The organism is Pantoea sp. K16, assembly GCF_048452805.1.
In the GTDB taxonomy this organism is placed as follows: Bacteria; Pseudomonadota; Gammaproteobacteria; order Enterobacterales; family Enterobacteriaceae; genus Pantoea; species Pantoea agglomerans.
Window position 1 is genome coordinate 305,446 of sequence record NZ_JBLWNV010000002.1, and the last position, 12,852, is coordinate 318,297.

At 54.2% G+C, this 12,852-nt stretch carries 14 protein-coding genes; 11 read left to right on the forward strand and 3 right to left on the reverse strand.

The window, feature by feature from the left end:
* The first annotated feature begins 66 nt into the window (after positions 1-66).
* The 4 genes from ACK13D_RS04110 to ACK13D_RS04125 all read left to right on the forward strand — a co-directional run bounded on the left by ACK13D_RS04110 (position 67) and on the right by ACK13D_RS04125 (position 2,418).
* Positions 67-315, forward strand: coding sequence for a DUF883 family protein (locus ACK13D_RS04110; protein WP_010246235.1), 249 nt, complete (start codon positions 67-69; stop codon positions 313-315).
* Between the two features lie 169 nt (positions 316-484).
* Complete coding sequence (locus ACK13D_RS04115; protein WP_010246238.1) at positions 485-655, forward strand: hypothetical protein; 171 nt, start codon at positions 485-487, stop codon at positions 653-655.
* 363 nt (positions 656-1,018) lie between these two features.
* Positions 1,019-2,080 carry a glycosyltransferase family 9 protein gene (locus tag ACK13D_RS04120; protein WP_010246242.1) on the forward strand — a complete coding sequence of 354 codons (1,062 nt, stop codon included), beginning with the start codon at positions 1,019-1,021 and terminating at the stop codon, positions 2,078-2,080.
* Entirely contained in the window at positions 2,080-2,418 is a 339-nt protein-coding gene (locus tag ACK13D_RS04125; protein ID WP_061704069.1) for a DUF1493 family protein, read from the forward strand. Before ACK13D_RS04120 ends, ACK13D_RS04125 begins: the two co-directional genes overlap by 1 nt.
* Here the strand turns inward: ACK13D_RS04125 and ACK13D_RS04130 are convergent.
* The 3 genes from ACK13D_RS04130 to icd form a co-directional block, all read right to left on the reverse strand.
* Positions 2,412-3,419, reverse strand: a complete 1,008-nt coding sequence (locus ACK13D_RS04130) for a glycosyltransferase family 9 protein (RefSeq protein ID WP_124889860.1) — start codon at positions 3,417-3,419, stop codon at positions 2,412-2,414. The two genes, ACK13D_RS04125 and ACK13D_RS04130, sit on opposite strands and share 7 nt — an antisense overlap.
* 633 nt (positions 3,420-4,052) lie before the next feature.
* Entirely contained in the window at positions 4,053-4,250 is a 198-nt protein-coding gene (locus ACK13D_RS04135; RefSeq protein ID WP_236351820.1) for a hypothetical protein, read from the reverse strand.
* Between the two features lie 523 nt (positions 4,251-4,773).
* A complete protein-coding gene (gene icd, locus ACK13D_RS04140) occupies positions 4,774-6,024 on the reverse strand; it encodes an NADP-dependent isocitrate dehydrogenase (protein ID WP_010246256.1) in 1,251 nt (416 codons plus the stop codon).
* A 104-nt stretch (positions 6,025-6,128) separates the two neighbouring features.
* Here icd and rluE point away from each other — a divergent pair, with 104 nt between their 5' ends.
* The 7 genes from rluE to phoQ all read left to right on the forward strand — a co-directional run bounded on the left by rluE (position 6,129) and on the right by phoQ (position 12,799).
* Entirely contained in the window at positions 6,129-6,791 is a 663-nt protein-coding gene (gene rluE / locus ACK13D_RS04145) for a 23S rRNA pseudouridine(2457) synthase RluE (RefSeq protein WP_029519000.1), read from the forward strand.
* A 44-nt stretch (positions 6,792-6,835) separates the two neighbouring features.
* On the forward strand, positions 6,836-7,309 hold the full coding sequence (locus ACK13D_RS04150; RefSeq protein ID WP_010246262.1) for an NUDIX domain-containing protein: 474 nt from the start codon (positions 6,836-6,838) through the stop codon (positions 7,307-7,309).
* Positions 7,310-7,351: 42 nt separating this feature from the next.
* Positions 7,352-8,464, forward strand: coding sequence for a tRNA 2-thiouridine(34) synthase MnmA (gene mnmA / locus ACK13D_RS04155; RefSeq protein WP_010669869.1), 1,113 nt, complete (start codon positions 7,352-7,354; stop codon positions 8,462-8,464).
* 42 nt (positions 8,465-8,506) lie between these two features.
* Complete coding sequence (gene hflD / locus ACK13D_RS04160) at positions 8,507-9,148, forward strand: high frequency lysogenization protein HflD (RefSeq protein WP_010246266.1); 642 nt, start codon at positions 8,507-8,509, stop codon at positions 9,146-9,148.
* A gap of 44 nt (positions 9,149-9,192) precedes the next feature.
* A complete protein-coding gene (gene purB / locus ACK13D_RS04165) occupies positions 9,193-10,563 on the forward strand; it encodes an adenylosuccinate lyase (protein ID WP_010246268.1) in 1,371 nt (456 codons plus the stop codon).
* 104 nt (positions 10,564-10,667) lie between these two features.
* Positions 10,668-11,336: a two-component system response regulator PhoP gene (phoP, locus tag ACK13D_RS04170; RefSeq protein ID WP_010246270.1), complete on the forward strand. Its 669-nt coding sequence runs from the start codon at positions 10,668-10,670 to the stop codon at positions 11,334-11,336.
* A gap of 2 nt (positions 11,337-11,338) precedes the next feature.
* Positions 11,339-12,799 carry a two-component system sensor histidine kinase PhoQ gene (phoQ, locus tag ACK13D_RS04175; RefSeq protein WP_010246272.1) on the forward strand — a complete coding sequence of 487 codons (1,461 nt, stop codon included), beginning with the start codon at positions 11,339-11,341 and terminating at the stop codon, positions 12,797-12,799.
* Positions 12,800-12,852 lie beyond the last annotated feature (53 nt).

The window sequence follows — 12,852 nt, forward strand, 5'->3', positions numbered from 1 at the left end:
TGGAGGAGCAGAATTCACTATCTTTGCTACGCTTTGAGGGTCTCACTCAAAACCAAGGAGCAATAAATGTCAGGAAAAATCGAAGATAAAGTAAAAGAAGCCGCTGGCGCAGTTCAGGAACAATGGGGTGCAGCAACTGGTTCATCTGAGCATCAGGCTAAAGGCGCAGCACGCCGTTACACCAACCAGGCAAGCTATGCTGCCCGCGATGCTGCTGACTGTATCAAGGATCAGGTTCAATCCAATCCTGTTGCAGGTCTGGCCGTTGCTGCAGGCGTTGGCGTATTTATCGGCTTCCTGCTGGGCCGCAAGTAATCGCGCTGAACGTCAACAGAACGGGAGCCACTGGCTTCCGTTTTTTTTTGCCTGGACTCTCTCCGCCGGCTGAGAAACATCTGAAAGATAAGCCTTTTCAGGCCAGAATGCGGTAAGTATCTATGCTTAGTCTGGTTTCGTCTCTTTCTGACAACATCAAGGTGACCTTATGAAAACAATTCCTGCCCTGCTGCTGGTTGCAGCGACCTTAACCTCTCTGGCGGGCTGCTCGCAGAAGAGCGACGCAATTAAAGATGATGGCCGCCCTCATGCACCAAGCGGTCAGTCGTCACCGGGCGGTACGCTGGGTTCAGGCCCGGTGGGTCAGCCACAGTCGTAATACCCTGCCCCGGCACACGTGCCGGGGTTTGTTTTATCGCATGTTTTTTAATAGATAGAAGTCATAGAATAATTCCGCTAATAATTAACCTGCTATTAGTTATGGCCGAAATCAGAGTATTTTCCATACTTTCCTTTTTATAAGAATCATCCCATCTCTTTTTAATAATCTCTTACTTCTTTTACACAATTCTGTATATATACCCAGAATAAACAACATTAAAATTGTGGAAACAATTTAAACGAAATTTCTACGGCAGCGAAAAAATAAACCTTAATAATGAACTTTAGTCGCAGAAATATTCTCTAATAACTCACAACACCTTTTGTTAAATATTATTGATACGTTTAAGAGAATTCAGACGTGAAGAAAAAAAAGATTTATCTGATAGACCGACTTTTAACGCTCTATTCTCGATTTTCCAGCAGAACAAAACCACAGGCCTTGCACGACCTGGCCCCACAAACAGTGGTGATTTACTCCACCACGGCACTGGGCGACTTTCTGATGAATACGCCGGCTATCTGGAGCCTGAAAAATCGCTTTCCCGCCAGCAAGTTTATTCTGGTTTCCAGCAAGAAAAATAAGGATCTCGTCAGCCGTTATAACTGGTTTGATAAGATCTATATCTGGGATAACAAACTGGCGAATTTCCTGCCGCTTTTTTTCAAACTGCGCCGTCAGAAACCTGACCTGTCAGTAATATTACACGCCCATTTCCCCTACGATATTATGAGCTCGGTACTGACCGGCAGTAAGGTGATTGTGCGCGATCATTACGGCCGAGAGTCGCCTCTGCTAAATAAATATCTCGATCACTATTCAGGCTATTTTGACGACCATACCATCAAGCGTAAGCTGAAACTGATTGAAGTCCTGGGCGCAGAGACAGAGCAAACCCGGATGCACCTTCCGGCACTGAACAACAGTCCGACTGCAAAGGCTGACCATCGCCGTATCGGTTTTCAGTTAGGGGCATCAAAAGATATTCGCCGCTGGCCGCTGGCCTCCTTCAGCCAGCTGGCGACAGCCTTGCTTGAACGCTGGCCTGACACGGAAATTATCGTTACCGGCACCGCCGCTGAGCAGCCTCTTGAGCAGGAATTTATTGAAAGTTTGCCCCTGCACTACCGTCAGCGTGTGACCCCGATGGCGGGTAAAACGAATCTCAGCGGCCTGATTAGCCTGATTCGCACGCTGGATGTGCTGGTTACCGGGGACACCGGTCCACTGCACATCGCCGTGGCCGCGCAAACGCCGACGGTCAGCCTGTTCTCGACCGCCAATCCGCGTTATACCGGTCCCTGCCAGGACAGCGATCGGCACATCATTATTCACCGCCCGGATAAAACCGCCTCACAGCATCCGATGGCAACGATCAAGGCCGATGAGGTCGGGCAGGCCGTGGCGAAACTGGTGGGGTAATGAACGACCTTTCTCAATCCATCATTGCGCTGATTGAGCACCACAATCAGCCAACCGCACTGGGCTGGTTCCGTAAAGTGGATCGGGCGGGATTTCATCTGCAGCAGTTACCGCTGAGTGAGGTGGATTTCGCCATTCTGATGAGTGATTTTTTTATCACTTTCGGCGTCTGTTCAGAACAGTATGATGACGCCCGCTATTTTCCGGAGCCGCGCCGACGGCGTTTTGCAGTGGCAAACTGGTTTACTGCGGGCACAGCACAGCCTTATCGTCCACTGACGGTCGCCATGCTGTATGAAGCGGCCAGACTGGGACGCTGGCCTGAAGAGGCTTACTGAGTAATGGTATGGGCGAACGCGTCATAGACCTCGCTGCTGCTCAGCGCATTGACCTCACGTGACGCCGGTTGCAGCACCTGATAGTTAACCTGCCACGGGTGCCAGCATGCCGGATCGCTGTCGCCAAACAGCGCGACGACCGGCAATCCCAGCGCCGCACCAATGTGCATTGCCCCGCCATCACTGCTCACCAGCCCCTGACACAACGACATTGCTGCAATTAACTGCGGCAGGCTGGTGGTTGCCACCGCCTTGATCGGCAGATGCGGGCAGAGCGCCATAATTTCACGCGCTTTTTCATCATCTCCCGGATGACGCGGATTATCACGGCTACCGGGTGACCAGAGCAGCATTATCTGGCAGGGATGACGCGCCGCGATTTTTTCAGCCAGCCCGGCAAACCGCGCGGCTTCCCACTGCTGGCTCGGCTTGCGGGCGCTGATTTGCAATGCATAGACCGGAACAGCGGGATCAATCGCACAGCTGTCACGCAGGCTGGCCGCGATTGCCGCATCCGGCAGCAGCGTCAGTTTGCCTGGCGCTGTGGCGCTGAGATTGAAAGGCCGCCCCAGGCTAAACAGGGTTTCGCTGATATGACACGGCGACTGGCTGGGTTGCGGCAGCAGATCGGTAATCAGCGGATGGGGATGGCCCAGGGCGATCACTCTGGCAGGACGCACTGTTTTAACCCACTTCAGGCCATGCTGATCCCAGCGGCTTTTTGCCAGAATCACCACATCGTAACGCTGTTTTTTCAGGGTCAGCATCAGCTTCAGTCGCTGTAAGAGACAGGCCAGTCGTCCCTGCCCTGCCTCACGGTGATGCAGTTTAGTGTAATAGAAGAGCTGCCGGATATCGGGATTATGCTGCAACACTGGCGCAGCGTAATTGTTAGTCAGCACGTCGACCTGATGCTGCCCCGACTGCGCCAGCGCACTGATCAGCGGCGTGGTCAGTAAGGTGTCGCCAATATTATCCCGACAAATAATTAAAAACCGCATGTCTGACATCCTCTGCGCAAAGGCTACGCCGTTCTGGCTGAATAAAAGTAAGACTCGCCCGGTTAACGTTCTGAAAACGGTAACGTAACGGTATAGTCAGCAAATTAGTCAGCGCAGTGTCAGATTGGTTCCATAGTTGCGATATTGTTAAAATATGAGGCCAGCACGACAGGCCAGAGACAGGCCTGAATTATTAACCGGATTATTATTTTTACGGCGTCGGCCATGCCGGGCCAGCGTATAGGAAGGAAAAGGCCGCCCATGGCGTAATACTGGTCAGTTAAGATTAGATTTGTAAAGGCTGTCACGGTCAAACGTGCCAGCTTTTTTCCGGGCGAGCGAGCCGCAGTGCGGGCCAGCGCAGGCCGGGGTCGCTCAGGGGCAGGCAATCCGCAGCGCTGAACAGAATGAGTCTGCCAGGAGAGCCCGCAGGACGCGGGCGAAAGGCGGGGCGGCACAGGATGTGCCATCCCCGGCGGTCCGTCAGGCAGGCGAATGAAGTGAAGGAACCGCGCAGCGGCGCGAGGACCGCCAGCCCCTGAGCGGCACCAGACTGCGTTATCACCTGTCGCTTAACTGACTGGCATTACGCCCATGGCGGCCTGAGGTCTCTGGCTTGATGACCGGGATCGGTCAGTCGCCGCGGGTTGTCAGCAGGCTGATAGCCAGCTTCATCACGGGTTCCGGGTTGATTCCGGTAAACATTTGATGAATTTTTTCAGAAATGGCTTCACCAGTCACCGGCTTATTTTCAGCCACGATTTCCATCACCGCCTGTCCAAATAGCAGGCGACATGCCGCAATGGCATCACTTACCGCTTCATCATCCATAATGCTCTCCCTCTGTATCGGCAGAAGCGTACACGTCTGCGGCAACCGGATCATGCGTAACTCTATTTTTTTGTGGTACAGGTTACAAAAATGGATCAGCTGTAAGGAGCAAATAACGTGGCCCGACACATTTAATGCCGGGCGCTTAACTGGTACTGAAAGAGATTAACAGAGGGTCGTTTAACAAATCAGGCGTGACAGGGTGGATGACAGATATGCGTTCACTCACTCTTTTACCGTGGCATCAGACAATTCAATTTGCAGAGAGAGTAAAATGCCAGTCAGCGGGAAATGATTTAGCAGCACTCTCACGGAGTAAATGTCTTAAACAGCACGGTGCGAAAGCAATAAGCGCTTAGATGAGTAATCGCTATAACGATGATCGCGGCAAAGCCTGGATTGTGGTTGCTGCGTGAAGGTGATTTTATAAACCGTTTTGGGGAGATTTTGAGGAAAGAAAGCGGGAAGTAAAAAGCCAACACGATTTTTACATTCGTGTTGGCTGTATGTTACGTAATGCGGATTACATATTTTCGATGATCGCGTCACCAAACTCTGAACATTTCAGCAGTTTAGCGCCATCCATCAGGCGTTCGAAATCGTAAGTCACGGTCTTGTTAGCGATAGCGCCTTCAACACCTTTAACAATCAGGTCAGCCGCTTCGAACCACTCCATGTGACGCAGCATCATTTCTGCGGACAGAATAATTGAACCTGGGTTCACTTTATCCTGACCTGCATACTTAGGTGCTGTACCGTGGGTCGCTTCGAACAGCGCACACTCGTCACCGATGTTGGCGCCTGGTGCGATACCAATACCGCCAACCTGCGCTGCCAGAGCGTCAGAGATGTAGTCACCGTTCAGGTTCATACAGGCGATAACGTCATACTCAGCCGGACGCAGCAGGATCTGTTGCAGGAACGCATCAGCAATCACATCTTTAACGATGATCTCTTTGCCGGTGTTCGGGTTTTTGAATTTCATCCACGGGCCGCCGTCGATCAGTTCGCCGCCGAACTCTTCTTTCACTAACTGGTATCCCCAGTCTTTGAAAGAGCCTTCGGTGAACTTCATGATGTTGCCTTTGTGGACCAGGGTCAGTGAATCACGATCGTTAGTGATGGTGTATTCCACTGCCGCGCGCACCAGACGTTTGGTGCCCGCTTCTGAACACGGCTTAACGCCGATACCGCACTGCTCAGGGAAGCGAATTTTCTTCACGCCCATCTCTTCGCGCAGGAACTTGATCACTTTGTCCGCTTCGGCAGAGCCCGCTTTCCACTCGATACCGGCATAGATATCTTCGGAGTTTTCACGGAAGATCACCATGTCGGTCTCTTCAGGACGTTTAACCGGGCTTGGCGTGCCTTTGTAGTAACGTACCGGACGCAGGCAGACGTAGAGGTCAAGCTCCTGACGCAGGGCCACGTTCAGTGAACGAATACCGCCGCCGACCGGGGTGGTCAGTGGGCCTTTAATGGCCACGCGATATTCTTTAATTAAGTCGAGAGTTTCCTGTGGCAGCCAGACATCCTGGCCGTAGAGTTCAACTGACTTCTCACCGGTGTAAATCTCCATCCAGGAGATCTTACGCTCGCCGTTGTAGGCTTTCTTCACCGCCGCATCGACGACTTTCAGCATGACCGGGGAAACATCAACACCGATACCGTCACCCTCAATGTAAGGAATGACCGGATTGTTTGGCACTGTGAGCTTGCCCTGATTCAGGGTGATTTTCTGACCTTCCGCCGGAACAACTACTTTGCTTTCCATTAACCTCTCCTGGGCGTTTGTTAATGATTTGTAAGATGCGCGTCAATACTACTTGAATATTTCCGCCACGCCAATCACCGCAATTTCACGTTATAATGCGCCGAATGTTTCTGACTGCAAAGCCCATGCGAAAAACTTCTCAACGAATTCACCAGGATAAACGATTCAGCCGCCCGATGCGTGATGCGCGGCGTTCCCCTGCCCGCCCTGCGGCTCCGCGCCGCGTGATTCTGTTTAACAAACCGTTCGACGTGTTACCGCAGTTCACCGATGAAGCGGGCCGCCGAACACTGAAGGATTTTGTCAGCGTCGCAGAGGTTTATGCCGCAGGTCGCCTCGATCGCGACAGCGAAGGATTGATGGTGCTGACCAACGACGGCGCGCTGCAGGCTGCGCTGACTCAGCCCGGCAAACGCACAGGTAAGATCTATTATGTGCAGGTGGAAGGCGAGCCACAGGAGACGGATCTGCAGCCTTTACGGGATGGGGTTAATCTGAAAGATGGGTTGACGCTGCCCGCGGGCGTAGAAAAAGTGGCTGAGCCTGAGTGGCTCTGGCCACGTCAGCCACCTATACGCGAACGTAAAAACATCCCGACGCAGTGGCTGAAAATCACGCTGTATGAAGGCCGTAATCGTCAGGTTCGCCGGATGACCGCCCACATTGGCTTTCCCACATTGCGATTGATCCGGTACGCGATGGGGAGTTATTCGCTCGACGATCTGGCTCCGGGCGCGTGGCGTGAACTCAGCGAAAGTGCTCTCTGAAAACCGGTTTTTTATAACCTCAGGTTAACAATTGCGGAGAAGTGATGTTTAAACCTCATGTTACTGTCGCCTGTCTGGTTCAGGCAGAAGGTGAATTACTGGTAGTGGAAGAGACGATTAACGGTCGCCCCACCTGGAACCAGCCCGCCGGACATCTTGAAGCGGATGAAACTCTGCTGGAAGCCGCAGAGCGCGAACTCTATGAAGAGACCGGCATCGCCACGCCGATGCACTATTTCATCGCGATAAACCAGTGGATCGCACCCGACAGTACGCCTTTTGTGCGTTTTCTGTTTGGCGTGGATCTGGCGGAAAAAGCGCCAACCCAGCCGCAGGACAGCGACATCGATTGCTGCTGGTGGTTGCCGCCAGCGCAGATTCTCACTGCCTCTAACCTGCGTTCGCCGCTGGTCGCGGAAAGCGTACGCCTGTGGCAACAGGGCACGCGCTACCCGCTACATCTGGTCAGCCCGTTCCGGTGGCCGTTTCACGAGGGTGCGCGCCTGCCTTCTGCATGATAGAATGCGCCGCCTGTTTTTTTATCGTAATGCGAGCGTGTCATGTCTGACAACAGCCAGAAAAAAGTGATCGTCGGTATGTCCGGCGGCGTCGATTCTTCCGTTTCCGCCTGGTTACTGCAACAGCAGGGTTACCAGGTTGAAGGCCTGTTCATGAAGAACTGGGAGGAGGACGATGGCGAGGAGTATTGTACCGCCGCGGACGATCTGGCGGATGCGCAAGCGGTGTGCGACAAGCTGGGTATGAAGCTGCACAAAGTTAACTTTGCCGCTGAATACTGGGATAACGTCTTTGAGCATTTCCTCGAAGAGTACAAAGCAGGCCGCACGCCCAACCCCGATATCCTCTGCAACAAAGAGATCAAATTCAAAGCGTTCCTGGAGTTCGCGGCTGAGGATCTCGGCGCAGATTTTATCGCCACCGGTCACTACGTGCGTCGTCAGGACGTGGCTGGCCAGAGCCAGCTGCTACGCGGTCTGGATGGCAACAAAGATCAGAGCTACTTCCTCTATACCCTGAGCCACCAGCAGATCGCCCAAAGTCTGTTCCCGGTTGGCGAGCTGGAAAAACCGGAAGTGCGCCGCATTGCCGAACAGCTCGACCTTATCACCGCGAAGAAGAAAGACTCGACCGGCATCTGCTTTATCGGTGAGCGCAAATTCCGCGACTTCCTGGCGCGCTATCTCCCGGCTCAGCCTGGCGAAATAGAAACCACCGAAGGCCAGATCGTCGGTGAACATCAGGGGCTGATGTACCATACTCTGGGACAGCGTAAAGGCCTGGGTATTGGCGGCCTGAAAGAGAGCAAAGATGATCCCTGGTATGTGGTCGACAAAGATGTGGCGCGTAACCGCCTGATTGTCGCCCAGGGCGGCGATCATCCGCGTCTGATGTCCGTCGGCCTGATTGCGCAGCAGCTGCACTGGGTTGATCGCCAGCCGATTACTGCCCCGCTTCGCTGCACCGTGAAAACCCGCTATCGTCAGACCGATATTCCCTGTGAGATTATCCCACACGGCGACGATCGGATTGAGGTGCGTTTCGACGAGCCGGTTGCAGCGGTGACGCCGGGTCAGTCTGCGGTGTTTTACCTTGGTGAGGTCTGCCTCGGTGGCGGTATTATCGAACAGCGTCTGCCGTTAGTGGCGGAGTAAGCGGGCTCATCCCGCATTGATGACGCGTAAACAGGAGTAACCGTGGCGAAAAATTATCAGGAAATTACGCTGGCGCTGGCGGGCATCTGTCAGTCGGCCCATCTGGTGCAGCAGCTGGCTCAGCAGGGTCACTGCCAGCCGGAGGCGCTGACCGTGTCGCTGCGCAGCGTACTGGACCTCAATCCTGGCTCAACGCTGGCGGTGTTTGGCAACAATGAAGCCAACCTGCGCCTCGGACTTGAAACGCTGATGGCGGTGCTGAACAGCAGCAGTCGTCAGGGTGCAGGTGCAGAGCTGACGCGTTACACCCTGAGCATGATGGTGCTGGAGCGCAAGCTCAGCGCCAGTAAAACGGCCATGGCGACGCTGGCCCAGCGCATCACTCAGCTGGATCGCCAGCTGGCGCATTATGAACTGGAATCAGACACCATTCTCAGCGCGATGGCTGCCATCTATGTGGATGTGATCAGCCCGCTTGGCCCGCGTATTCAGGTCACCGGTTCGCCTGCGGTACTGCAGAATACGCAGGTACAGAGTAAAGTGCGCGCCACCCTGTTAGCCGGTATCCGTGCTGCCGTATTGTGGCAGCAGGTCGGTGGTGGCCGACTGCAACTGATGTTCTCGCGTCAGCGTTTGCTGCGTGAAGCGAAAACCCTCTTATCCCGGCTGCCACTGACTTACTAAGTCGGTGCGGCAAAACACTGCTAAATGATTCAGGAGTTGCACTGATGGAATTATCCTCTCTGACCGCCGTCTCACCTGTCGATGGTCGTTACGGCGATAAAGTCAGCCCGCTGCGTGCGATTTTCAGCGAATTCGGTTTGCTGAAATTCCGCGTTGAGGTTGAAGTTCGCTGGTTACAAAAACTGGCCGCGACCGCAGAGATCAAGGAAGTTCCTGCATTTGATGCCGACGCAAACGCTTTCCTTGATGCGATTGTCGCTGGTTTTTCCGAAGAAGATGCCGCGCGCATCAAAACCATTGAGCGCACCACCAACCACGACGTCAAAGCGGTTGAGTATTTCCTGAAAGAGAAAGTTGCCGACGTCCCTGCCCTGCATGCTGTTTCTGAATTTATCCACTTCGCCTGTACTTCTGAAGATATCAACAACCTGTCGCACGCCCTGATGCTGGAAACAGCCCGTCGTGACGTGATCCTGCCTTACTGGCAGCAGCTGATTACCGCTGTGAAGGATCTTGCCAGCGAATATCGTGACATTCCGCTGCTCTCCCGCACCCACGGCCAGCCGGCTACACCGTCGACGATGGGTAAAGAGATGGCGAACGTCGCTTACCGTCTGGAGCGTCAGTTACGTCAGCTGAAACAGATTGAGGTGCTGGGCAAAATCAACGGCGCTGTAGGGAATTACAACGCCCACATTGCCGCCTATCCCGAAGTGGACTGGCATGCGCTGAGCGAGAACTTCGTCACCTCGCTGGGGATCACCTGGAACCCTTACACCACCCAGATTGAGCCGCACGACTATATTGCCGAAATGTTCGACTGCATCGCCCGCTTTAACACCATCCTGATCGATTTCGATCGCGATATCTGGGGTTATGTGGCGCTGAACCATTTCAAACAGAAGACCATTGCGGGCGAGATTGGCTCGTCGACCATGCCGCACAAAGTGAACCCAATTGACTTCGAAAACTCCGAAGGCAATCTGGGCCTGGCGAACGCGGTAATGCAGCATCTGGCCAGCAAACTGCCGGTCTCACGCTGGCAGCGCGATCTGACCGACTCCACCGTGCTGCGTAACCTCGGTGTGGGCGTCGGTTATGCGCTGATCGCCTATCAGGCGACGCTGAAAGGCATCTCGAAACTGGAAGTGAACCGCGATCGTCTGCTGGATGAACTGGATCACAACTGGGAAGTGCTGGCAGAACCGATCCAGACGGTAATGCGCCGTTACGGCATTGAGAAGCCTTATGAAAAGCTGAAGGAGCTGACGCGCGGTAAACGCGTCGATGCCGCCGGCATGCAGGCCTTTATCGACAGCCTGGCGCTGCCGGAAGAGGAAAAAGTCCGTCTGAAGCAGATGACGCCTGCAAACTATATTGGTCGCGCTATCCAGATGGTTGACGATCTGAAATAATGCCCGCCGCAGACCGGCCCAGTCCGGTCTGCGTTAACATCTTGTTTAATACATTTCGCGTATACTTTCTGCAGGTTGACTCAAACAGAGTGTAAGGAATTTCTATGCGTGTTCTGGTTGTTGAAGACAATGCCCTGCTGCGCCATCATCTCGCCGTCCAGTTACGTGACATGGGCCATCAGGTCGATGCCGCCGAAGACGCCAAAGAAGCTGACTATTTTCTTCGGGAACATCTGCCCGATATCGCGCTGGTGGATCTCGGCCTGCCGGATGAAGATGGTATGTCTCTGATTCGCCGCTGGCGCAGCGATGCTGTGCGCCAGCCGATTCTGGTGCTGACCGCCCGTGAAGGCTGGCAGGCCAAAGTTGAGGCGCTGGAAGCCGGCGCGGATGACTACGTCACCAAACCGTTTCACATTGAAGAAGTCGCGGCACGCCTGCAGGCGCTGATGCGTCGTAACAGCGGACATGCCTCGCAAATCATCGATATGGCCCCGTTTCAGGTTGATCTCTCCCGCCGTGAACTGACGGTCAATGAACAGCCGGTGAAGCTCACGGCCTTTGAGTACACCATTGTCGAAACGCTGATCCGTAACGCGGGCAAAGTGGTGAGCAAAGACTCGCTGATGCTGCAGCTCTATCCTGACGCTGAACTGCGTGAAAGCCACACCATCGACGTTCTTATGGGCCGTCTGCGCAAAAAAATTCTGGCGTTGCATCCTACTGACGTGATCGCCACCGTGCGTGGCCAGGGCTACCGCTTTGATCTCTGACCATGTCCTGGTTTAATCGTTATCGCCCTATTTCGCTGCGCGCCCGCTTTCTGCTGGCCTCCGCAGCGATCGTCCTCTTCCTCTCACTCTCCTACGGCATGGTGGCGGTGATTGGCTATGTGGTCAGTTTCGATAAAAACACCTATCGCGTAATGCGCGGCGAGAGCAACCTGTTCTTTACGCTGGCGCAATGGCATGACAACAAACTCACCATCGCCCAGCCGGAACGGATGACGCTCAACTTCCCGACGCTGGTGTTTATTTACGATGAGCACGGCAAACTGTTGTGGCAACAACGCGACGTGCCAGAGATCCGCAAGAAGATCCGCCGTGAATGGCTGCTGAAGCCTGACTTCTACGAGATTGATACCAGTAACCGTACCAGCATGGTGGCAATGGGCAATAACCTGAATGCTCAACAACGACTCAACGACTGGGACAATGACAGCAACGATACCTTTACCCACTCGGTCGCCGTTAACCGTTACGATGCCACCACGAATCTGCCCGCACTCACCATTGTGGTGGTCGACTCTATCCCGCAGGAGTTGCAGCATTCTGATGTGGTCTGGTCGTGGTTCAGCTATGTGCTGGCAGCCAACCTGATACTGATCATTCCGTTGCTGTGGCTGGCGGCGCACTGGAGTCTGCGGCCGATTGGCGCGCTGACACAGCAGGTGCGCGAACTGGAGACCAGTCAGCGCGAAAATCTGGCGGATAATCCGCCGCAGGAACTGCGCAGTCTGGTGCGTAACCTCAATCTGTTGCTGACCAATGAGCGACAACGCTATACCCGCTATCGCACCACGCTTTCAGACCTGACCCACAGTCTGAAAACGCCGCTGGCCGTGTTGCAGAGCACCCTGCGCTCGCTGCGCAACGGCAAGGAACTGACGGTGGAACAGGCTGAGCCGGTGATGCTGGAGCAGATTAGTCGAATCTCGCAGCAGGTCGGTTATTATCTGCATCGCGCCAGTATGCAGGCCGATCACAATCCGCTGCAGCGCGATCTGCATTCCGTTTCCGGTCTGCTCGACAAGCTCTGCTCAGCCCTGAATAAAGTCTATCAGCGTAAAGGCGTGGCGATTTCGCTGGATATCTCACCGGAGCTGACCTTTGTTGGCGACCAGAATGACTTTATGGAAGTACTGGGCAACGTGCTCGATAACGCCTGCAAGTACTGCCTGGAATTTATCGAAATCAGTGCTTTTCAGAGCGAAAATGCACTCCATCTCTATATTGACGATGATGGTCCGGGCATTCCCGAGAGTAAGCGCGATTTAGTGTTTGTCCGGGGTCAGCGCGCCGATACCCTGCGTCCCGGTCAGGGACTGGGTCTGGCGGTGGTGCGCGATATTCTTGAGCAATATGAGGGCAACGTCATCGCCTCCGGTAGCGCACTCGGCGGAACACGCATGGAAGTGGTCTTTCAGCGCCAGGAAGTCGAACATCGCCGCGAGTAGAAAACCCTCAGGGCTGTTATACTTGCTGGCATTTACAGCCCTAAGCGGAACCC

What these genes read in the sequence shown, in the direction of transcription:
- icd (WP_010246256.1), bottom strand. Translation starts at nt 6,024, where the DNA reads ATGGAAAGCAAAGTAGTTGTTCCGGCGGAAGGTCAGAAAATCACCCTG.
- ACK13D_RS04110 (WP_010246235.1), top strand. Translation starts at nt 67, where the DNA reads ATGTCAGGAAAAATCGAAGATAAAGTAAAAGAAGCCGCTGGCGCAGTT.
- ACK13D_RS04130 (WP_124889860.1), bottom strand. Translation starts at nt 3,419, where the DNA reads ATGCGGTTTTTAATTATTTGTCGGGATAATATTGGCGACACCTTACTG.
- ACK13D_RS04125 (WP_061704069.1), top strand. Translation starts at nt 2,080, where the DNA reads ATGAACGACCTTTCTCAATCCATCATTGCGCTGATTGAGCACCACAAT.
- phoQ (WP_010246272.1), top strand. Translation starts at nt 11,339, where the DNA reads ATGTCCTGGTTTAATCGTTATCGCCCTATTTCGCTGCGCGCCCGCTTT.
- ACK13D_RS04135 (WP_236351820.1), bottom strand. Translation starts at nt 4,250, where the DNA reads ATGGATGATGAAGCGGTAAGTGATGCCATTGCGGCATGTCGCCTGCTA.
- purB (WP_010246268.1), top strand. Translation starts at nt 9,193, where the DNA reads ATGGAATTATCCTCTCTGACCGCCGTCTCACCTGTCGATGGTCGTTAC.
- rluE (WP_029519000.1), top strand. Translation starts at nt 6,129, where the DNA reads ATGTTTCTGACTGCAAAGCCCATGCGAAAAACTTCTCAACGAATTCAC.
- ACK13D_RS04150 (WP_010246262.1), top strand. Translation starts at nt 6,836, where the DNA reads ATGTTTAAACCTCATGTTACTGTCGCCTGTCTGGTTCAGGCAGAAGGT.
- phoP (WP_010246270.1), top strand. Translation starts at nt 10,668, where the DNA reads ATGCGTGTTCTGGTTGTTGAAGACAATGCCCTGCTGCGCCATCATCTC.
- ACK13D_RS04115 (WP_010246238.1), top strand. Translation starts at nt 485, where the DNA reads ATGAAAACAATTCCTGCCCTGCTGCTGGTTGCAGCGACCTTAACCTCT.
- mnmA (WP_010669869.1), top strand. Translation starts at nt 7,352, where the DNA reads ATGTCTGACAACAGCCAGAAAAAAGTGATCGTCGGTATGTCCGGCGGC.